The organism is Flavobacterium sp. (genome assembly GCF_031381455.1).
Lineage (GTDB): Bacteria > Bacteroidota > Bacteroidia > Flavobacteriales > Flavobacteriaceae > Flavobacterium.
The window spans coordinates 1-22,390 of the sequence record NZ_JANMXZ010000023.1 but is presented as its reverse complement, the minus strand read 5'-3'; the positions used below and the strand labels follow the sequence as shown (position 1 = coordinate 22,390).

Here is a 22,390-nt window from a genome sequence, read left to right as displayed (position 1 = left end):
CTATTTAAACTTTTTACTTTTTACTTATCACTTATCCCTTTTCCCTTTTCCCTAATCCCTTTACTAACCCAAAACTTCAAACATCGCTTTGGCTTTGAGCAAACATTCTTCATATTCCTGTTCGGGATTGGATTGTGAAGTAATGGCGCTTCCAACCGAAAACGAGACGTAATTTGCCGCAGCATTATATAAAATACTTCGGATGACCACATTGAAATCGAAATCATTTTTCGGGGTAAAATAACCAACGGCTCCGCTATACAAACCACGTTTCGATTCTTCGAGTTCTTCGATAATTTTCATGGCCGAAATCTTTGGCGCACCGGTCATGCTACCCATTGGAAAAGTTGTTCGGAGAATTTCTACCGGCGAAGTTGTATTTTCTACTTTTGAAACAACTGTCGAAATCATTTGATGGACTTGCTCAAACGTATAAATACCACACAATTCTTCTACTTCTACGGTGCCTTTTATGGCTGTATGTGATAAGTCATTGCGAACCAAATCAACAATCATGATGTTTTCGGAACGTTCTTTTGGGTTTTGCTCTAATTCTTTTTTGGAATTATTATCTAAAGTTTCATCTGAAAAACGTTGGGCTGTGCCTTTAATAGGCTGCGAAATGACTTTGTTTTCTTCTTTTCTCAAGTAGCGTTCGGGCGAAGCACAAAGCAAATACTGCCCCTTATTTTTGAAGAATATAGCAAATGGCGGTTTTGAGATTGTATTTAGTTTTTGATAGATTTCTATTGGTTTGATAGTGGCATTTTCGGCATAAAATTCCATGCAAAAATTCGCTTCATAAATATCGCCACGATTAATGTGTTCGAGCATGGTGTTTACTTTTGAAACATAATCATCTTTTGAAATTCGCTGCTTAATGTTCACTTCTGAATACTCAACACTGAACACTGAACACTGAACAATTTCTTCAAAATCACTTTCAATCTCATCATCACACAATCGCAAATACTGAACTTCTATTTGATTTCCTTTTAGCAGAAACAATTTCTTGGGCTGAAAGAAAAACAAATCGGGAAAATGCAAGCCATCAAAGTTGTTGGAATGCAATTCTTCTACATCATTTTTTACATCATACGACAAATAGCCAAACAACCAATCTTTGGTTTGTTGCTGGTATTGTTTTAAATCTTCAAAACAGTTATGATAATCTGTTTTTATCGACGTAAAAGCATCTACAGCCAGCACACAATCAAAGCTGGATTGTTTTTGATGATAATCATTTGAATCCAAAAAAATAACTTCCGCAAACTGTTGTGACCAATGCAATAATTGGTTTTTGAATTCTTCAGGATTGTCAATTTTTTTATCAACTATAGTTCTCAATGACATGGTTTTTATGGCACTCAAAATTACAATAAAATAATTGGTCGGTGGAATGGAACAAGCCTAAAATTTTGGCACGCTTTTTAGTAGGAACAAAATAACATTTAACAAGAAATTCATTTTAAAACTATTGATAGAAAACTACACTCACTTTTTGAAATTGAAATTGTAACTATTAATAACTATTTAAAATGAATGTAAAATGAAAAACAGAACAAAACTTGGTTTGGCATTACTCCTTTTCGGATTTGTCTTTGCCTGTAAACAAGCGGATGCGCTTGACAATGCTACTGAAGCTGCAGCTGACAGTACTGCCGCAGAATCAACAATCTCTTCCAATGCAGCGGTGGAAAAAAAAGAAAGTAATCGGAAATTTGTGCGAACCGCTGATTTAAAATTCAAAGTAAAAAATGTTGCCAAATCAACTTACGCTATTGAAAATATAGTATCCAAAAATGGTGGTTTTGTAACCTTCACCGATTTGAAAAGCAACATTAACGAAAAATCGGAAACCAAAATCAGCCAAGACAGTACACTCGAAACTACGCGATTTACTGTCGATAATACCATCACCCTTCGTGTCCCAAACACTCAATTAGATACCGTTTTAAAATCGATGGTAAAGGAAGTTGCCTTTCTCGATAGCCGATTGATAAAAGCCGATGATGTAGCGTTGCAATTATTATCCAATAAAATGGCTCAAAAAAGATTGGCATCTCACCAAAAGCGATTAGAAAAAGGTATTGATACCAAAGGCAAAAAACTAAACGACATCACTAATGCCGAAGATAAAGTATTAGGCAGAGAAACCGAAAGCGATGAGAGTGTTTTACAGAATCTTAGTTTGGAAGACCAAGTAAATTACAGCACAGTGACTTTATATTTATACCAAAGAGAAAGTGAGTTGCAGGAAATGGTTGCGAATAAAAAAAGTATTAATGCCTACCGACCACATATTGGGTTACAAATTTGGGATAGTTTGAAAACGGGTTGGTTTATGTTTGAGGCAATTATTGCATTTGTTTTACAACTTTGGGCATTGCTTTTAATTGCTGTTTTAGGCATTTTTGCTTATAGAAAATTTGTAAAGAAATAATAGTTAGTATATTGACTTTAAATTAGATACCATTGGTGCAAACCTTTGGTATTTTTTATTTAACTTTGATAGACAAACCAACAAAACTTCAACCATTATGAAAATTACAACTATCGTTATTCGAGTATTGATAGGACTTTTTCTCCTATTTGCATCGGTTAGTTATTTTTTACACTTAACTCCAGAACCTGTTACTACAGGAGATTTTAAAGCTTTCCAATTAGGCTTAGTGGCTTCAACTTATTTAATGCCTTTAGCGAAAGGGGTTGAGTTACTTTGTGGATTATCATATGTTATAGGCAAATATGTAACCTTGGCTAACATTGTTATACTTCCCGTAACCTTGAATATTCTATTGATTAATTATTTCTTAGCACCAGAAACATTACCGATTGCTATTGCATTATTTTTAGCGAATATATTTTTAATTTACCGCTATTGGGATAATTATAAATCTGTATTTACTCCATAAAAAAATGCCTCTCTAAAATGAGAGGCATTTTTATTTTATTTAATCTGTTTGAATTAAGCTAAATCAAACCGGTCAAGGTTCATTACTTTGTTCCAGGCGGAGACAAAATCTTTTACGAATTTGCCTTTAGCATCACTACTACCGTATACTTCAGCAATGGCTCTTAATTCTGCATGAGAACCAAATACAAGATCAGCGCGGGTTGCAGTCCATTTACGTTCTCCGGTGTTGCGGTCAGTACCTTCATATAATTCTCTGTCTTCTGAAATTGCTTTCCATGCGGTATTCATATCGAGAAGGTTCACAAAGAAATCATTGGTCAATTGCCCAGGGTTCTTTGTAAATACACCATGCGCTGAACCATCAACATTAGTATTCAATGCACGCATACCGCCAACAAGAACTGCAAGCTCTGTTGCTGTTAGTGTCAGCAATTGTGCTTTATCTACTAACAATGCTTCTGTAAGGACTGATGATTTTTTACGATAGTTACGGAAACCATCAGCCTTTGGCTCTAAATGCGCAAAAGATTCAACATCTGTTTCCTCCTGAGTGGCGTCCATACGGCCTGCTGTGAAAGGAACGGTAATGTTTTGTCCGGTAACTGAAGCTGCTTTTTCAACTCCGGCACAACCAGCCAAAACAATAAGGTCAGCCAATGATACTTTTTTATCAGTAGATTGAGATTGGTTGAAAGCTTTTTGAATATCTTCAAGCTTACTCAATGTATCCATAATTAATGGCGTATTGTTTATGTGCCAGTATTTTTGTGGAGCAAGACGAATACGGGCACCATTGGCACCACCGCGTTTGTCGGAACCACGAAAAGTTGAAGCCGAAGCCCAAGCAGTAGATACCAATTGAGAAACAGTAAGTCCTGAATCTAAAATTTTTCCTTTCAAAGAAATTATGTCAGTTGTATCAATCAGTTGATGATTAACTAACGGAATTGGATCTTGCCATAGTAATACTTCTTTTGGTACATCGGGACCCAAATAAAGTTCACGTGGACCCATATCACGATGTGTTAATTTAAACCATGCTCTTGCAAACGCATCAGCAAACTGATCTGGGTTTTCAAGAAAGCGACGGGAAATTTTTTCGTACGCTGGATCCAACCTCAACGAAAGGTCAGTTGTAAGCATCGTTGGCAAATGTTTTTTCGATGAATCGAAAGCATCCGGGATAATTGCTTCAGCATTTTTTGCTACCCATTGTTGTGCACCAGCTGGTCTTTTACTCAATTCCCATTCGAAGCCAAAAAGGTTTTCAAAATAGTTATTGCTCCATTGCGTTGGTGTAGTTGTCCAGGTTACTTCAAGTCCACTAGTAATTGCATCCGAACCTTTACCTTTCCCATGTTGGTTTACCCAACCAAATCCTTGGTGCTCTAAATCTAAAGATTCCGGTTCTTTGCCTACATTTTCGGCGGAAGCAGCTCCGTGTGTTTTACCAAATGTATGACCACCGGCAATTAACGCTACTGTTTCTTCATCATTCATTGCCATACGGCCAAATGTATCGCGGATATCTTTTGCAGCAGCAATTGGATCAGGATTTCCATCTGGTCCTTCTGGATTTACATATATCAATCCCATCTGCACGGCTGCCAATGGATTTTCTAAATTACGGGAATGTATATCTCCGTCTGCATTATCTTCAGATACCAGCACGCCATGCTTTGCTACACCTTCGGAACCATGTGCATAACGTTCATCTCCTCCGAGCCAAAGCGTTTCTGAACCCCAGTATACCGCATCATCAGCTTCCCATACATCTTCTCTTCCTCCTGCAAAACCAAAAGTCTTGAATCCCATAGATTCAAGTGCTACATTACCGGCTAGTATCATCAAATCTGCCCATGAAATTTTACGCCCATATTTTTGTTTGATAGGCCATAACAATCGGCGTGCTTTGTCGAGGTTCACATTATCAGGCCAACTGTTAAGTGGAGCGAAACGTTGTTGTCCCTGACCTCCTCCGCCACGTCCATCCTGAACTCTATATGTTCCCGCACTGTGCCAAGCCAACCTTATGAACAAACCTCCGTAATGCCCAAAATCTGCCGGCCACCAATCTTGTGAATCGGTCATCAACGCATTAAGATCATTCTTCAAAGCTTCAAAATCAAGGTTGTTGAAAGCTTCAGTATAATTAAAATCATCATCCATCGGATTTGATAATGAAGAGTTCTGACGCAGTACATTTAATTTTAATTGATTCGGCCACCAGTCTGTATTTCTGGTTCCGCTACCTGCTGTTTCCTTTGAGGCTCCGTGATTAAAAGGGCATTTACCCTGAAATTCATTATTTCCCATATTGTTTGATTTATATTGGTATAAAATTACATTTTTAAAAATCCAAATCTACTGATAACTCTCATCTTTCTTTATAGTTTTTAATTATATATTACTATTTATAAATTGCCAAAACTTATATAGAAAGAGTTCCAAATTAAATATGTGTTTCTTTTTTTTGTATGAATTCCGTATGTCGTCCGTACATTTATTTCGCTGTCGCTCCATACAGTTCGACCTAAAAAGGTCTCGAGTCTCCTCATAGTATCAAATCTTTTATATATTTGTTTTATTCTAACCAAAAACACATCCATGTTATTAACCAAACTATTCCGAAAAAAATCAACTTCAATTATACTAAAACAAGGTGGTGATGGCGGGCACACTGACTTGCATAAAGTTTTAAACGTAAGAGATTTAACCTTCTTTGGTATTGCAGCTATTATTGGTGGTGGTACTTTTAGTGCCATAGGAAATGCGTGTTTTTCGGGTGGACCAGGCGTTGTATTTCTATATATAATTTGCGCTATTGCCTGTGGTTTTACCGCTTTATGTTATGCCGAATTTGCCTCGCGAGTACCCGTTTCCGGTAGTGCATATACCTATGCTTATGTTTCTTTTGGTGAATTGTTTGCTTGGATTATTGGATGGGCTTTAATTATGGAATATTCAATTGGGAATATTTATATCGCTTTTTCTTGGAGTGGTTATTTTACCAATTTGCTCGAAAGTTTTCATTTGCACTTGCCCGAGTGGCTGACCATCAATTATAAATCAGCACAAGATGCTTTATTGGCTAACAAAGAAAGTGAAGGATTAACAGCTTGGCAAAATGCCCCAACAATTAGTGGTTTGCGTATAATTTTTGACTTACCAGCTGTAGTAATTAATATGCTTATTACCTATTTGGTTTATCGCGGTACTAAAGAGTCTAAAAACTTTAGTAATGTAATGGTATATATAAAGCTAGCCATCATTGCCTTGGTTATTGTTGTGGGTGCATTTTATATTGATATTGACAATTGGACACCGTTTATGCCAAATGGTTTTGGTGGCGTGATGGGTGGTGTTTCGGCTGTGTTCTTTGCCTATATTGGTTTTGACGCTGTGTCTACTTTGGCAGAAGAAAGCAAAAACCCACAGCGCGATTTACCACGTGGGATGATTTATTCATTAGTAATTTGTACCGTTGTATATATTATTTTGGCTCTAGTTATCACCGGAATGGTATCTTATAAACTCCTAGGTGTTAGTGATCCATTGGCAGAAATATTTGCATTGAAAGGTGTCAAATGGATGCTATTTATTGTTTCTATTGCAGCTGTTGTTGCTATGACTAGTGTATTATTGGTTTTCCAAATGGGACAACCTCGTATCTGGATGACGATGAGCCGCGATGGTTTAATGCCAAAGAAATTCTCTGAAATTCATCCTAAATACAAAACGCCAAGTTTTGCAACGATAGTTACTGGTTTGGTTGTTGGAATTCCAATATTCTTTACCGATGAAAACTTTGTATTAGACTTTACCAGCATCGGGACCTTGTTTGCTTTTGTTTTGGTTTGTGGTGGAGTTTTATTATTATCTCCACAAAGTGAAGCAGAATTGGCTGAACGCGCTACCAAAGGAAAATTCAGAATTCCTTATGTTAATTCCAAGTATATATTTCCAATAATTTGTATTGGAACTTTGGGTATTGTTCAGTATTATTTGCCTAACTATTTTATTGAAACTTTTGATTTTTCTGGTGATAAAGTAGCTACTAATTTACCTTTAATTGTATTCTTTATTCTTTGTATTGTAATGGCGGTTATTGCCTTTATGAAAAACTTATCTTTAATACCTTTATTGGGATTAATTTCTTGTTGCTATTTGCTAACCGGAATGGCAGTTTCAAACTGGAAATGGTTTGGTGTTTGGTTGGTTATTGGGCTTGTCGTTTACTTTCTTTATGGCTTTAAAAACAGTAAGTTGAATAAAAAACAATCTGAAAGTCTGAAATAAAGTATTGTATTATTCTCTAATAATGTCTTTTGGAAATACGACCATACTCTCATGACCATTTTTTGAAACTGAGGCTACACCAAAGTAATAGTTATCGATGACAATTCCGTTTAATTGAAACGCATCGACATCACCTACAAATCTACTATTTTCCCATTGTGGCGAAGTAGTTAAGCGCCAATATATCTTATAACCAACAATGGAGTCGTCCTCGGGCTTCTCCCATTTTAGTTTAGTATTTGGTGCTACAATTCCACCAATTAAAACATTTTTAGGCTCGGATGGAGAATGTGCTAATGCAGCCAATACAATAGCATTTACGGCAGTTAATTTTTTTGCGTATTCAAAGTTTACCCCTTCTATGACATCGCCGTACTTAATACCATTTTCAACGCGGGTATTCTGATGCTGACGGTTATAATTTTCATGTGCTTCCATAATGCGGACACCTGCATACCCTAAATCATTAAAAGGACGATGATGCCCACCACGACCAAAGCGATCCAATCGATAAACCATCATCGGATTCATTTCCGGCATATAGGTGAGGGATTGTTTTAAAATATAGCGCGCCAGTTGTCTTGAATTACCATCGACTTCCCCTCCATACGACCTTCTTGCTTTGCGTTCTTTTTCAGTCTCTGTAACTGGAGTTGGTTCTGAAAAAATGCGAAAGGTTCTATTGTCAATCACGCCATCAACCCCTTCAATATTTCCAATCATATCATTATTTAAAACTCCTATAATTTCCCAGTTATTCTTTTTGGCAAATTCGGCAAAACCTTTACCTCCATAAAGTCCTTGTTCTTCCCCTGAAAGCCCTAAATAAATGATGCTATTTTCAAATTTATATTTAGATAAAACCCTAGCCGCTTCTATTGCACCAGCCATTCCGGTGGCATTGTCGTTTGCACCTGGTGCATCATTGGTAAAATCCATAGTATCAGAATTACGGCTGTCAATATCACCCGTCATAATGATATAACGGTTGGGGTTTTTGGTTCCTTTTTGCACAGCCACAACATTTACAATCCACGCATCTTTGGGAATGCGATCTCCGTCTTTTTTGGTTACAAAATCTTTTTGGTAAAAAACATTCAGGCAATTGTTACACTCTTTGGAAATCAGATCGAATTCGGATTTAATCCAACGTCTCGCAGCGCCAATTCCTCTGTTGTTTGAAACAGTATCACTAAACGTATTTCGGGTTTCAAAATTGGCTAAAGTCCTGACATCGGACTCAATTCTTTGTGCACTTATATTTTCGATTATACCATAGAGGCTTGAATCTGTTTGAGAACTTACCATTTGGGATACTAAAAAAAAGAGGAGGTATAAGGGTTTCATAAAAGGTATTTTATTCAAAAATAAAAAAAATATCTTCCAAACTTTTTATAAACAGGCAATTTAACTTTTGCATTCGTTTAGAATATAAAAACAAAAAATCCGTTAAAGAGAACTCTCTAACGGATTTTCTATACAAGCTGACCTTTTTACTACTAGCCCACTTTTGCTTTAAACAGTCAGTTACTGTCTTAGTTATTTTAATTTATTGGTTTTCTACCAACTGCAAAAGGATAAAATTTCTTCTTAACGGATTTCGTATAGTACAATCAGATTTGCATATTCAGGGGCACACTTTTACTGATAAAGTCCCTCCCCTTTTGAACATTTTCTTTCTTTGTTCATTCAAACAATTATTTCTAATATTCTATATCAAACTTACACAAATAAAATTGTATTTTTCTTGATTTTTATAATTTTAACACAAAATAAATACAACTTTTTCATTCTTGTATTCTTATACTTATTAATAAAAAATAAACCTAAAAATTCTCTTATATTTGATATTAAGAGGAGAATGTCCTGTGGACATTCGGTAAACACTAAATCTTCATTTTCAACACTACAAAAAGTCAAATAAAAACTGTAATTTTGTGACGCAAAAAATAAATACCAAACAATAAATACAGTATTATGAGTTCATTTGACGTAGTCATTATAGGTTCTGGTCCTGGCGGATATGTATCCGCTATTCGTTGTGCCCAATTAGGTTTCAAAACCGCCATCATCGAAAAATATTCCACACTTGGTGGAACTTGCCTGAACGTAGGTTGCATTCCATCAAAAGCACTATTAGCTTCCTCACATCATTACGAAGAATTACAACATTTTGCCGACCACGGAATTGAAGTTTCCGGTCAGGTAAAAGTGAATTTAGAGAAAATGATTGCACGCAAGCAAGCGGTAGTGGATCAAACTTCAGGTGGCGTAAAATTCTTGATGGATAAAAATAAAATTACTGTTTTTGAAGGACTAGGTTCGTTTGAAAGTGCTACCAAAATAAAAATCACTAAAGCAGACGGAAACTCGGAAATCATTGAAGCCAAAAATGTAATCATTGCTACAGGTTCAAAACCATCTTCTTTGCCTTTTATCAAATTAGATAAAGAAAGAATTATAACATCAACAGAAGCCTTAAAATTACCAGAAGTTCCTAAACATTTAATAATCATTGGTGGTGGTGTTATCGGAATTGAGTTGGGTCAGGTTTATCTTCGTCTTGGTGCGCAAGTATCTGTAGTGGAGTTCTTGGACAGAATCATTCCTGGAATGGATGCCGGTTTGTCTAAAGAATTAACCAAAGTATTGAAAAAACAAGGCATGAAATTCTACACTTCTCATAAAGTAAAAGAAGTAACACGAAAAGGTAAAAGCGTAACCGTTCAAGCCGATGATGCCAAAGGAAATACTGTAACTTTTGAAGGCGATTATTGCTTAGTAGCTGTTGGTCGTCGTCCTTATACTGACGGACTTGCTGCTGATAAAGCCGGAGTAAAAGTAACAGATCGCGGTATGATTGAAGTAAACGATCATTTACAAACGAATGTTCCTAACATTTATGCTATTGGTGATGTAGTGCGTGGCGCAATGTTGGCTCACAAAGCAGAAGAAGAAGGAACTATGGTTGCCGAAATCTTATCGGGACAAAAACCACATATCGATTATAATTTAATTCCAGGTGTAGTTTATACTTGGCCGGAAGTTGCTGCCGTTGGTAAAACGGAAGAACAATTAAAAGAAGCTGGCGTTGCCTACAAAACAGGAAGTTTCCCTTTCAAAGCTTTAGGAAGAGCTCGTGCCGGTGGTGATTTAGATGGATTCGTTAAGATATTAGCCGATGCCAAAACAGATGAAGTATTAGGTGTTCACATGATTGGTGCACGTTGCGCCGATTTGATTGCTGAAGCCGTAACAGCTATGGAATTCAGAGCATCTGCTGAAGATATATCAAGAATGTCGCATGCACATCCAACATTTGCTGAGGCTGTTAAGGAAGCAGCATTGGCAGCTACGGATAATAGAGCGTTGCATATTTAAATTTTAGATATTAAATATCAGATATTAAATTTAGTCCTGAGAAATCAGGACTTTTATAATTTATATTCAGAAACAAATGCTTTACAATACTCTTTAATCATTGCTCTTACCTTTCGAAACTCTTCAATAACTTCCGTTGTAGAACCTTTTACTTTGGAAGGATCTGGAAAATTATGATGCAATTTAACGGCATTCGTCGGAAAGAATGGACAGCGTTCTTTGGCATTATCACAAACCGTAATTACATAATCAAACGGAATATCAAAATACTCATCGACATTATTGGAAGTATGGTTCAAAATGTCAATGCCATCTTCTTTCATAATGGCGATTGCTAATGGATTTACTCCATGCGTTTCGACACCAGCGGAATACACCGTAACTTTTTTGACATTGGCAAAATGAGCTAAATAGCCATGTGCCATCTGACTTCGGCAACTGTTTCCGGTGCATAGTACTAAAATATTTTTCATGCTTATTTCTTTTTAAAACTACAGAAAATAAAATTTTGAATGGTGCCAAAAGGAGTTCGATGATCTTCTGTAAAACTATCAAGAAGTTCAAAATCTCTTTCAAAAAATGCTTTTAATTTTGTTTCATCGTATTGTGTAATATCCAAACCGCTGCATTTTTTTGGTCCATTTTCAGAGAAAGTTCCAATAATTAGATTTCCACTCTTCGTTACAGCCGAAGCAACGAGTTCTGCATATTTTGCAATTTGATTTTCCTCTGTTAAAAAATGAAAAGAAGCTCTATCGTGCCACAAATCGAAAGTTACATCTGGATGAAAATCTAAAATATCAGAAACGATAAAAGTTACTTTATTCTTTGCCTTTGCTCCTAACCTATTTTTAATCCGTTCAATGGCTTTTGAAGAAATATCCAAGAGATACAAATTAGTATATCCAAGATTCAAAAACTCATCAATCAAATAACTATCGCCGCCACCAATATCAATGATTTTAGCATCTTTAGGAATATTTAACTTTGTAACGATGTCCAACGATGTTTTTGGACTTTCTTGATACCAACTCACTTCCTTTTCATTTTTGGTGGAAAACACGTTTTCCCAATGTTCTTTTCTTTCCATAAAATTTAAACTAACAACCAAACAATATTAATAATGGTAAATTTTGGATCAAATCCGAAAATAAGATTCAAAAGTACAACCGATAAAGTAATTATAATTTTCTTTTTGTGTTTGATGGTGAACTCTTTCATGTTAGCAACAATTGGAATCAGAAGTACAACAAGAAGTTTCCTTTTCTTTCCACTCTCCCATTTTTGATTTGATTTTTTCTGCGGGAATTCCACAATAATCTTTAGCCAAACAATTTGTTTCTTTTGAAGTCAATAGGAAATTTGTTCCTTCAAAATCAAGACTAAATTTACCAATGGTATCTTTCATTTGATACTCAACCTCAATTTCCAAATCGCCTAAACCCAATATTTTTTCTGAAAGTTCAATGATGTGGACCAATTTCTCAGGATGCAAGCGATGATCATAATCATTGGCTTCCCACAATTGAAAATTAGCAACTTCCTCATTGCGAACCGTTCCTCCACAATCAATAAAGTTTTTGGTCACTTTACCTACTTCAGTAACGTGAAAATGATTAGGAACCAATTCACCGTTAGGCAATTGAAAAGCAATGGTAGTTAGCTTTTTTAATTCTGTTTTAATTTCTGATAATTTCATGATTTAGATTTTTAGATTGTTAGAAAGAAAATCTTATCCTTTTTCCTTTTTCCCTAATATTCAACAACATTTATTTTTTAATTTGGTGTTAATGATTGAAAAATAACTTTCTATTTTTTTCAATGTGTTTTCGTTAATACAATAACAAATCGCCGTTCCTTCGATACTTCCTTTGATGATTCCTGCATTTTTCAGCTCTTTTAAATGCTGAGAAACTGTGGGTTGTGCCAAAGGCAATTCATTAACAATGTCGCCACAAATACAAGTATCAACGGTCAACAAATATTCAATAATGGCAACTCTTGCCGGATGCGATAAGGCTTTGAACAAAGATGCTAATTCGTTTTGTTTGTCGGTAAAGAAATCTGATTTAGAAGCTCCCATGATTTTACGTTGATTATTATATTGCAATAATACGATAAAACAATAATACAAACCAAATAATTTCAAATAAAATTTACATTGCCCGTAAATCACAAAACTCTAAACTTTAATCTTAAAATATTTTACTACTTTTGACACTCAAAAAAAACATACTTTATGGCTTCAGTACTATTCGGTGGAAATCCAGTAAACACTAATGGCGAATTACCAATTGTTGGTTCAAAAGCACCCGATTTTAAATTACTAACAACCAATTTATCAAACGTACGCTTGAGTGATTTTGCAGGAAAAAAATTAGTCCTGAATATCTTTCCAAGTATTGATACTGCGACTTGCGCAACTTCAGTGAGGAAATTTAACGCCGATGCGAGCAAGCTTCCAAATACTAAAGTTTTGTGTATTTCTCGCGATTTGCCATTTGCTCAAACACGCTTTTGTGGAGCAGAAGGATTGGAAAACGTAATCAATCTTTCTGATTTCAATACTGGAAATTTTGGAAAAGAATATGGCCTTGAATTTATTGAAGGAGCTTTTGCTGGCTTGCACTCTAGAGTAGTAATTGTAATTGATGAAAATGGCATTATAAAATATACCGAACAAGTGCCGAATACTTCTAATGAACCTAACTATGAAGCAGCTATTGCTGCACTATAACTACTAAATATGGAATTCCAAAAAGACAATTCATTTTTCTCCGGACGATTAAAAAGTGTAGGTTTTGCACTCAAAGGCGCTTATAAACTTATCACGACCGAACACAGTGTGATGGTTCAGTTTTCATTAGCTGTTTTACTTGTAATTGCCGGGTTTTATTTTCATATTTCAAGAGAAGAATGGATGATACAAACTTTGGCTTTTGGATTAGTTTTAGGAATTGAAAGTCTGAATACGGCTGTTGAAAAAATTGCCGATTTCATTCACCCTGAATTTCACGATAGAATTGGCTTTATTAAAGACATTGCTGCTGGAGCTGTAATGTTTGCTGCAACCGCTGCCATAGTAGTAGGATTATTAATTTATGTTCCTAAATTTCTATAATCATTCGATTAAATTTCTATTTTTATAGCGATTATAACTAACCAATGGCAAAAACAGTAAAAAAAGATCCTAAAGAAAAAGATCCCCAATCGGATATTAAAATTTTAAAGACCAAAAAGCAGTACCGAATGCTGTTTGGTTTTCTTTTGGTTTTATTGTCAATTGCTTTTTTGGTTTCCTTTATTTCCTTCTTTGTATCCGGTCAGGCCGACCAAAGCGCTGTTGATTCTATAACAGACAGAAGCGTAGCTGTAGAAAATTGGCTGGGTAAATTTGGTGCTTATGTAGCCGACTTATTTATCTATCGTGGTTTTGGAGTAGCTTCCTTCTTATTTGTCAAGTTGTGCTTTTTGAGTGGTGCCTTTTTGCTGTTAGACTTACCTATTCGAAAACTCAAAAACACTTGGTTTTGGGATTTGTTTGCTATCATAGTATTGTCGATAACTTTTGGTTTTTTTGCTACAACTATTCCCGAATTAGGCGGAACAATAGGATACGAACTCAATCAATTTATACAGGATTATATCGGTAAAATCGGAACATTACTCGGAATTGTATTTGCGATTGTCATCTATTTAATTTTCAAAATAAAAATTTCCCCAGACGCAATTAAAACCTTCTTTGAAAAGAAACACGCAGCCATCAAAGATGATTTAAATGGATTAACTTCAACAGAAAGTGGAGCCGATTATAATTTAGAAGAATTTGCTGTTAAAGAAGCCGAAGAGCTGGAAGAACCAACTTTAAAACCTTCCCAATTTGAAATCAATAAAGAAGGCTTAAAACCAACGATTGAAAACGCTTCTGAAATTAATTTAGAGCCAACTATAAAAATGGCTGTTACTCCTCCTATTCAGGAACCACAGACTATAACAACCCATGACGAAGCTTTTGTGATAGAAAAAGCGGCTGACGAAGATGTTGTAGAAGAAAATTTAGCTGCAAAATTAGTAGCTGACTTTGGTGAATTTGACCCAACATTAGAACTATCTAATTACAAATTCCCAACGATTGATTTGCTAAAAGAATATACTTCGGTTGGTATCACTATCAATCAGGAAGAACTAGAAGAAAACAAAAACCGAATTGTAGAAACGTTGAAAAACTACAAAATAGACATTGCCCAAATCAAAGCAACGGTTGGTCCATCGGTAACGCTATATGAAATTGTGCCGGAAGCCGGAATTCGTATTTCTAAAATCAAAAGCTTAGAAGACGATATTGCTTTGTCTTTAGCAGCATTAGGAATTCGTATCATAGCTCCTATTCCGGGAAAAGGAACGATTGGAATTGAGGTTCCAAACAAAAATCCGACTATGGTTCCTATGAAGACAGTGATTTCTTCAGCCAAGTTTCAGGAAGCGGAAATGGAATTGCCAATTGCTTTAGGAAAAACCATTTCCAATGAAACCTTCGTGGTAGATTTGGCAAAAATGCCACACCTTTTGATGGCTGGTGCAACAGGACAAGGGAAATCGGTTGGATTGAATGCGGTATTAACCTCGTTATTGTACAAAAAACATCCTGCAGAAGTTAAGTTTGTTTTGGTCGATCCAAAGAAAGTGGAGCTAACACTTTTCAATAAAATTGAACGTCATTATTTGGCAAAACTTCCCGATAATAGCGATGCTATCATTACTGATAACACCAAAGTAATTCACACGTTAAATTCGTTGTGCATTGAAATGGACAACCGTTATTCTTTATTAAAAGACGCAATGGTTCGTAACATCAAAGAATACAACGATAAATTCAAAGCCAGAAAATTAAATCCGGAAAACGGACATCGATTCCTGCCTTATATTATTTTGGTGGTTGATGAGTTTGCCGATTTAATTATGACTGCCGGTAAAGAAGTGGAAACACCAATTGCCCGTTTGGCACAGTTAGCTCGTGCTATCGGAATTCATTTAATCATTGCCACACAACGACCATCGGTAAATGTAATTACAGGAATTATTAAAGCTAATTTCCCGGCGCGTATTGCTTTTAGAGTTACTTCTAAAATAGATTCGCGAACCATATTAGATACGCAAGGTGCTGACCAATTAATAGGTCGTGGAGATTTATTGTATTCTAACGGAAATGATTTAGTGCGTGTGCAATGTGCTTTTGTAGACACACCCGAAGTAGAACGGATTGTAGATTATATTGGTTCACAAAAAGGGTATGCCAGTGCTTATTTATTGCCCGAATATGTTGGTGAAGAAGGTAGTAGCGTAAATTTAGAATTTGATATATCCGAAAGAGATAACTTATTTAGAGAAGCGGCAGAGATAATTGTAACCGCTCAACAGGGTTCGGCATCATTATTGCAAAGAAAGCTGAAATTGGGTTATAACCGTGCAGGTCGATTGATTGATCAGTTAGAAGCGGCGGGAATCGTAGGTCAATTTGAAGGAAGCAAAGCAAGAAGTGTTAACATTACAGACTTGGCTTCATTAGACGAATTCTTTAATAATGAACAAAACAATGATTAAAATGAACAAGATAGTATCAATTGTTATTTTACTTTTAGTAACTATTACTACTAATGCTCAAGATAAAAAAGCAAAAGAGTTGTTAGACCAAGTAACAGCTAAGATTAAATCCTACGACAACATCATCATTGATTTTAAATACACTCTGAACAATAACAAGGAGAATATCAACAAAGAGAGTAAAGGAAATGTAATTATTCAAGACAATAAATATGTGTTGAATTTCATGGGTGTTACCAAAATATTTGATGGCAAAAAAAACTACACTATAGTTCCAGAGGACGAAGAAGTTACCGTATCGGGTTTAAGTGAAAAAGATGACAGTGCGATTACACCATCTAAAATGCTTAGCTTTTTCAATAGTGGTTATAAATATAGCTGGGACATTCTTCAGGATGTAAAAGGTCGAAAAATACAGTATATCAAATTAGTCCCAACCAATGCCAAAGACCAACGAAAAGAAGTCTTATTAGGCATTGATTCCCAAACCAAAAACATCTACAATGTGATTGAAATGGGTAAAAATGGAACTAAAACCACGCTTACTGTTAATTCTTTTAAAACCAATCAGCCATTATCAAAAAATCAGTTTACCTTTGTGCCTAGTAAATATTCAAATTACTACATCAATAAACTAGATTAATTTCGGGTGAAAATACTTGACAAGTACTTATTAAAATCCTTCCTTGTTACATTTGCTACGGTATTTGTAATTCTCTTTTTCATATTCGTTTTGCAAGTAGTTTGGCTGTTCATTTCTGAATTGGCCGGTAAGGACTTAGATTTTATTATGATTTTGAAGTTCCTTTTGTTCAAAATGCCAAGTATTATTCCGCTTGTTTTACCCTTATCTGTTTTATTGGCTTCCATTATGACTTTTGGAAGTTTAGCTGAAAATTATGAGTTTGCCGCAATGAAATCTTCCGGAATATCATTGCAGCGTTCGATGAAAACCCTGATTTACTTTATTGCTATACTCAGTGTTGTTGCTTTCATCTTTGCCAATAATGTAATTCCGTATGCCGAATATAAGTTCATCAACTTTCGTAGAAATATAGCCCAAGTAAAACCCGCAATGGCTATAGCCGAAGGGCAATTCAGTCAGGTTGGAACGTATAATATTAAAGTTGAAAAGAAATCAGGTGATAATGGCAGATACCTAAGCGGTGTTACCATCCACAAATTATCCAACACTGGTGCAGGAAGCAACACCGTTATCAAAGCTAAAAAAGGAGAATTAATAAGCAGTGAAAATTCAAACACCCTGAAATTAGTTTTAAAAGACGGAAATTATTACGAAGACATTATTCCTAAAAAATTTGAAGATCGCAACAAAGTTCCATTTGCCAAAAGCGAATTCAAAACCTATGTTATCAATATTGACCTTTCAAAGTTGAATAGTGCTAATTTGGACGAAGAGCAAATCACCAATACCAACACTATGCTTACTGTTGGTGAGCTAAGATTCACGCTTGATTCGTTGCAGAAAAACTATAATAAAGACATGGTTTCCATTGCGGAGAACATAAACCAACGTTCTTCTATCAACACTTCAAATTTTACAACCAACAGCAATTTTCCCAAATTGAATACTGCCAGTTTATTAAACAATTTTTCTTTTAGTGATAAAACACAAATACTCAGGGTAGCAAGTAGTAACGTTGATGCAACTAACTTTTCTTTAGAAAGCTCACGCTTTGAATTGAGTGACAAACAAAAAAATATTAACCTGCATTGGATTGCACTTTATGATAAATTTGTAATTGCTTTTGCCTGTTTATTGATGTTCTTTATCGGTGCGCCTTTGGGTGCAATTATTCGAAAAGGAGGTTTGGGATTGCCTATTGTATTTGCCATACTTATTTTTATCATTTTTCACTTCATCAATACGTTTGGAAAAAAAGTGGCGCAGCAAGATGAAATATCGCCTTTTTTGGGTTGTTGGATGTCTTCATTCGTACTTGGACCTTTAGCAATTTTGTTAACCAAAAGAGCTACTGAAGACCGAGGTGTTAGTATAGATTTTGATTGGCTTACCACTATTTATAAACGTTTTTTCCCAACGGACGACGAAACTGAATTAGCGGTTGAAACTGTCGGAACTGAAGGAAATTATACTATTAAAGAAGATAATAAAACACTTGACCAAAAAGTGTTAAAAACTCAAAACAAAGAAGTGCCAAAAAAAGAAGCTGTCATTACCGATACTTTAGAAATTGAAAGCTATCTGAAACAATATCATGTGTTTAGCATGTTTGCTTTTACTGGCTATCTGGTATTACTAATTCTGGCATTTACGAGTGGTTTAGAAGGTACTGCTCTACTAATTCTAGTTGCAATTATTGGCTGTCTTTTCTATTTTACTATTTATAAAGCACAAACAATATTACTTTCAATAGGAAAAAAAGCAGAGAATCAACCTGATTTAAACATCATCATTGTTTTGCTTGGAGCTTTCCCATTCTATCCTCTATTCTATTTTTATAATAGGATTTATTTGAAAGAAGTACAAAACACTAAAGTTTAATGAGCGATATGAAAATACATCTCAATACAATTGAAGAAGCCATCGAAGACATTCGACAAGGAAAAATTATTATCGTAGTTGATGATGAAGATCGTGAAAACGAAGGTGATTTTTTGGCTGCAGCCGAAAAAGTAACGCCTGAAATGATAAACTTCATGGCTACTCACGGAAAAGGTTTAATCTGTGCACCATTGACCGAGAAACGTTGTGATGAATTAGAATTACATTCGATGGTAAAAAATAACACCGACCATATGGAAACCGCTTTTACCGTTTCTGTAGATTTAAAAGGTCATGGTGTAACCACAGGAATATCAGCTTCTGATAGAGCTAAAACGATACTAGCCTTAGTGAATGAAGAAACAAAACCATACGATTTGGCTCGACCGGGACATATCTTTCCTCTGACGGCAAAACAAGGAGGAGTATTGCGTAGGACTGGTCATACCGAAGCCGCAATTGACTTTGCACGATTGGCTGGTTTCAAAGCTGCTGGTGTGATTGTAGAAATCATGAACGAAGATGGTTCTATGGCACGTTTACCACAATTGGTAGAAGTAGCTAAGAAATTTGATCTTAAGCTCGTTTCTATTGAAAACTTAGTGGCCTACAGAATGCAACACGATAGTTTGATTGTCAAAAAAGACGATTTTGAGATAGAAACTCGTTTTGGTAAATTCCGTTTGCGTGCTTACCAACAAACCACTAACAAACAAGTGCATTTGGCATTGACCAAAGGAAGCTGGAATTTGGGTGAACCAATACTTACCCGAATTAATTCTACCCAAGCGAATAATGACATTCTGAATACTTTAGCAACGGCTATGGATAAAAAGTTGGACGATGTTTTTAACCGTATTATTAAAGAGGAAAAAGGGGCAATCCTTTTCATCAATCAAGAAGTTGACTCCTCGGACTTATTACAGCGATTAACTGAGTTGAAACATTTACAAGCTGAAGGCAATTTCAAAGTGCCACAAATCAAAATGGACGTGAAAGATTTTGGTATTGGTGCGCAAATACTACACGACATCGACATCTCTAAAATTCGACTTATCTCAAACACGACGCAAACCAAGCGTGTTGGTATGATTGGATACGGATTGGAAATAACTGAATATGTGGTTTATTAAATAACTATACTATATCCGAAATAAAAAACCTTCAAGAAAACTTGAAGGTTTTTTTGTGGAGAAAGAGGATTAACTACGTTGAGCCCAGAAGGGAATCCTGAGCAAAGGAAAACCTATAGGCTATTGCATAGCCATACTTTTTTATTTGCAAAAAGCACTCAAAAGGAAACTTTTGGCACTTCTTACAAATAAAAAAAACCCGAAACTTTCGATTCGGGTTTTATATTGCGGAGAAAGAGGGACGTTTTTAAAAATAGCACCCCTTGTATTTACTGGCTTTACAGACTTTTATCAGAATGAGTGCACCGAATTGTGCACCTTTAATTTTAACTCAATTTGACTTATATTGATACTTCAAATATACAAAATCCGGATGAGATTACCTTTTTTTTGTGGTCAAAAATTGAACTGGTTGGGTTAAATTTTAATCAACGATCAAGGTCATTACTTGTTCATATTTCAAGCTAGTGTATTGGCAGAACTCTTCTATGCTCACAAACTCATTCTCGAGCTTGTTAAGGTCGTTTCTAATTTTATTGAGTAGTCTAAGACTTTGACGGTAACTTTTGCCGGTTATACGCTGTATATCCTTTGGGTAGATACATAGCCTCTTATTCTGTGATTTCATACTTTATCTATGCCTTTGATATGGCTTTGACCAGGTTTTAACCTCATCGTGATTAATTCCGTTTGATGTTTAAAGTTAGGAAATAATCCTTTTGTTTTTAAGTGGTCTTTTTAAGCGTTTTGAGGCTGTTTTTTGATGACATCTTTGTTTATTAATGCCATTTATTCTATTGGTTGACTTTTGGAATGGTGCCTTATTTTAAATGATTAGTTTAAGTGTAAACTTTGTTCTCGAATCAGTCGGAAAGTGTTGCAACAGGATTGGATTGACGGAGTTTGAACATTATTTATTAATTAAAATTTTGAAGTTATGGCCAGACAGAAAGGCATAATTAAATTGAAAGGTACTATCGGGGATATTACCTTTTATAAAACCCAAGACGGTCATTTGGCTCGTGAAAAAGGAGGCATAGATGCCAGCAGAATCAAAAGTGATCCTGCATTCCAGAGAACACGTGAAAATGGTTCTGAGTTTGGTAGAGCAGGAAAAGCAGGAAAGCTTTTAAGAACTGCTCTTAGACCGTTGCTATTGAATTCTGCTGATGGTAGAATGGTAAGTAGACTTACACAAGCAATGGTAAAAGTAATCCAAGCTGACTTAGTTAGCGACAGAGGATTACGAAACGTTATTGATGGAGAAGCTGAATTGTTATTCGGTTTTGAATTCAATATCAGAGGTAAACTGGGAACCAGTTTGTATGCTCCTTATGTTGGTACAATTGACCGAGTTACTGGTGACATCACAGTTGATTTGGCTTCTTTTGTGCCTGCTAACATGTTAGCAGCTCCAAGTGGGACATCTCACTTTAAAATCATTTCTGCAGGTGCAGAAGTGGATTTTGAAGCTGAAACTTTTGTAGTTTCTACTTCTGAAACAGCCATTTTGCCTTGGGATGTTACTGCGACTGCAGCTATCAATCAGGTAAATGCGGTTACTCCTGCGAGTACTAAACCTTTGTTTTTGGCTTTGGGTGTTGAATTCTACCAAGAAATCAACGGACAGATGTACCCATTGAAAAATGGTGCCTTTAACCCATTGGCGATTGTAAAAGTTGACAGTGGCGTGTAATGGTTCTTGTGTTGCATAGAACTTATTTTCCGGAAGGGACACAGGGAACTTTGGAATGGAACGGCAATTTGATTTGTTATACCATCGAGCTGCCCTGGTTGCAAAACCAAAAGCGAGTTTCTTGTGTTCCTGAAGGAGAATATATACTGCAGCAGCGATTCAGTAAAAAATTTGGTTGGCACTTGCATTTAGTGAATGTTCCGGGAAGAGATTTGATATTGATTCATCCCGCCAATGATGCCAAGAAAGAATTATTAGGCTGTATAGCTCCTGTAACTAAGCACACTGGAATTGGAAAGGGAAGTTTTTCTAGAAAAGCTTTGTCGGTAATTAAGAAGTTGGTTTATCCTGTTCTTGCTTCTGATGAAGTTGTAAAATTAGTAATCACTACTAAATCATAAGATCATGAATGTAGTTCAAAGGGCGAAAGCGCCTACCCCTAAGTTTTTTAAGATTTTGCGAACCATTGGTTTGGCTTTATTGGCTGTTAGCGGCAGTATTATTGCTGCTCCGGTGGCATTGCCAGCCGTGGTGGTAACCATAGCCGGATATTCAGCTGTTGCTGGTGGGGTTTTATCTGCAGTGAGTCAAATTACTGTTGAAGATAAAGCCAAAAATGAAATTGAAAACCTCAACAAAGCTCGCGATGGAAACTAATATCACTTTAAAGACTGGCACTGCTTCGGGAACTGTATTGAGTATTTTACCTAATATCCTTTCTGAAGATATTATAAAAACAATTATCTTAGCAGTAATTGGAGCAACTGTTAGTTTTGTAATTTCTCTTACCTTAAAATGGGTGACAAAATCTAAAAAATAAAAGTCCGGTTTTGATT

The 22,390-nt window shown here is 35.7% G+C and carries 20 protein-coding genes and 1 pseudogene; 14 read left to right on the top strand and 7 right to left on the bottom strand.

Translation table 11 applies throughout. The annotated features are described in order from the left end of the window. Positions 1–63: 63 nt before the first annotated feature. On the bottom strand, positions 64–1,347 hold the full coding sequence (locus RMN97_RS06360) for an anthranilate synthase component I family protein (RefSeq protein ID WP_309613684.1): 1,284 nt from the start codon (positions 1,345–1,347) through the stop codon (positions 64–66). A gap of 202 nt (positions 1,348–1,549) precedes the next feature. Between RMN97_RS06360 and RMN97_RS06355 the strand changes: the two genes are divergently transcribed. After that, entirely contained in the window at positions 1,550–2,443 is an 894-nt protein-coding gene (locus RMN97_RS06355; RefSeq protein ID WP_309613683.1) for a DUF4349 domain-containing protein, read from the top strand. Positions 2,444–2,540: 97 nt separating this feature from the next. Continuing rightward, on the top strand, positions 2,541–2,915 hold the full coding sequence (locus RMN97_RS06350) for a DoxX family protein (RefSeq protein ID WP_309613682.1): 375 nt from the start codon (positions 2,541–2,543) through the stop codon (positions 2,913–2,915). Positions 2,916–2,968: 53 nt separating this feature from the next. Here the strand turns inward: RMN97_RS06350 and katG are convergent, their stop codons facing one another. After that, positions 2,969–5,233, bottom strand: coding sequence for a catalase/peroxidase HPI (gene katG, locus RMN97_RS06345; protein WP_309613681.1), 2,265 nt, complete (start codon positions 5,231–5,233; stop codon positions 2,969–2,971). A 291-nt stretch (positions 5,234–5,524) separates the two neighbouring features. On the opposite strand from katG, the gene RMN97_RS06340 reads away from it, so the two are divergent. Then, positions 5,525–7,216 carry an amino acid permease gene (locus RMN97_RS06340; protein ID WP_309613680.1) on the top strand — a complete coding sequence of 564 codons (1,692 nt, stop codon included), beginning with the start codon at positions 5,525–5,527 and terminating at the stop codon, positions 7,214–7,216. 9 nt (positions 7,217–7,225) lie between these two features. On the opposite strand, the gene RMN97_RS06335 is transcribed toward RMN97_RS06340, so the two are convergent. Beyond that, a complete protein-coding gene (locus RMN97_RS06335; protein ID WP_309613679.1) occupies positions 7,226–8,563 on the bottom strand; it encodes a M28 family peptidase in 1,338 nt (445 codons plus the stop codon). Between the two features lie 630 nt (positions 8,564–9,193). Between RMN97_RS06335 and lpdA the strand changes: the two genes are divergently transcribed. Further along, positions 9,194–10,597: a dihydrolipoyl dehydrogenase gene (gene lpdA, locus RMN97_RS06330; RefSeq protein ID WP_309613678.1), complete on the top strand. Its 1,404-nt coding sequence runs from the start codon at positions 9,194–9,196 to the stop codon at positions 10,595–10,597. Positions 10,598–10,650: 53 nt separating this feature from the next. On the opposite strand, the gene RMN97_RS06325 is transcribed toward lpdA, so the two are convergent. The 4 genes from RMN97_RS06325 to RMN97_RS06310 all read right to left on the bottom strand — a co-directional run bounded on the left by RMN97_RS06325 (position 10,651) and on the right by RMN97_RS06310 (position 12,680). After that, the gene (locus RMN97_RS06325; RefSeq protein ID WP_309613677.1) at positions 10,651–11,070 is read right to left on the bottom strand and encodes an arsenate reductase ArsC; all 420 of its coding nucleotides are present in this window, start codon (positions 11,068–11,070) and stop codon (positions 10,651–10,653) included. Between the two features lie 2 nt (positions 11,071–11,072). Then, positions 11,073–11,687: a class I SAM-dependent methyltransferase gene (locus RMN97_RS06320; RefSeq protein WP_309613676.1), complete on the bottom strand. Its 615-nt coding sequence runs from the start codon at positions 11,685–11,687 to the stop codon at positions 11,073–11,075. Positions 11,688–11,819: 132 nt separating this feature from the next. Then, complete coding sequence (locus tag RMN97_RS06315) at positions 11,820–12,296, bottom strand: DUF6428 family protein (RefSeq protein WP_309613675.1); 477 nt, start codon at positions 12,294–12,296, stop codon at positions 11,820–11,822. 60 nt (positions 12,297–12,356) lie between these two features. After that, on the bottom strand, positions 12,357–12,680 hold the full coding sequence (locus RMN97_RS06310; protein ID WP_309613674.1) for a metalloregulator ArsR/SmtB family transcription factor: 324 nt from the start codon (positions 12,678–12,680) through the stop codon (positions 12,357–12,359). Positions 12,681–12,836: 156 nt separating this feature from the next. Between RMN97_RS06310 and tpx the strand changes: the two genes are divergently transcribed. From tpx to RMN97_RS06260, 10 genes and pseudogenes are all read left to right on the top strand, one after another. Then, entirely contained in the window at positions 12,837–13,334 is a 498-nt protein-coding gene (tpx, locus tag RMN97_RS06305) for a thiol peroxidase (RefSeq protein WP_309613673.1), read from the top strand. 9 nt (positions 13,335–13,343) lie between these two features. After that, the gene (locus RMN97_RS06300) at positions 13,344–13,718 is read left to right on the top strand and encodes a diacylglycerol kinase family protein (protein WP_309613672.1); all 375 of its coding nucleotides are present in this window, start codon (positions 13,344–13,346) and stop codon (positions 13,716–13,718) included. 44 nt (positions 13,719–13,762) lie between these two features. Further along, the gene (locus RMN97_RS06295) at positions 13,763–16,198 is read left to right on the top strand and encodes a DNA translocase FtsK (protein WP_309613671.1); all 2,436 of its coding nucleotides are present in this window, start codon (positions 13,763–13,765) and stop codon (positions 16,196–16,198) included. A gap of 1 nt (position 16,199) precedes the next feature. Continuing rightward, on the top strand, positions 16,200–16,841 hold the full coding sequence (locus RMN97_RS06290) for an outer membrane lipoprotein carrier protein LolA (RefSeq protein ID WP_309613670.1): 642 nt from the start codon (positions 16,200–16,202) through the stop codon (positions 16,839–16,841). 6 nt (positions 16,842–16,847) lie between these two features. Beyond that, positions 16,848–18,257 (top strand): annotated as a pseudogene (locus RMN97_RS06285) (LptF/LptG family permease); the annotation flags it as partial. Positions 18,258–18,724: 467 nt separating this feature from the next. Then, positions 18,725–19,858 (top strand): 3,4-dihydroxy-2-butanone-4-phosphate synthase, encoded by a 1,134-nt coding sequence (gene ribB, locus RMN97_RS06280; RefSeq protein ID WP_309613668.1) that lies wholly within the window; start codon positions 18,725–18,727, stop codon positions 19,856–19,858. A gap of 937 nt (positions 19,859–20,795) precedes the next feature. Beyond that, positions 20,796–21,554: a hypothetical protein gene (locus RMN97_RS06275; RefSeq protein ID WP_309613667.1), complete on the top strand. Its 759-nt coding sequence runs from the start codon at positions 20,796–20,798 to the stop codon at positions 21,552–21,554. Beyond that, complete coding sequence (locus RMN97_RS06270) at positions 21,554–21,955, top strand: DUF5675 family protein (RefSeq protein WP_309613666.1); 402 nt, start codon at positions 21,554–21,556, stop codon at positions 21,953–21,955. Before RMN97_RS06275 ends, RMN97_RS06270 begins: the two co-directional genes overlap by 1 nt. Before the next feature lie 4 nt (positions 21,956–21,959). After that, positions 21,960–22,211: a hypothetical protein gene (locus RMN97_RS06265; RefSeq protein ID WP_309613665.1), complete on the top strand. Its 252-nt coding sequence runs from the start codon at positions 21,960–21,962 to the stop codon at positions 22,209–22,211. Beyond that, positions 22,201–22,374: a hypothetical protein gene (locus RMN97_RS06260; protein ID WP_309613664.1), complete on the top strand. Its 174-nt coding sequence runs from the start codon at positions 22,201–22,203 to the stop codon at positions 22,372–22,374. Before RMN97_RS06265 ends, RMN97_RS06260 begins: the two co-directional genes overlap by 11 nt. Positions 22,375–22,390 lie beyond the last annotated feature (16 nt).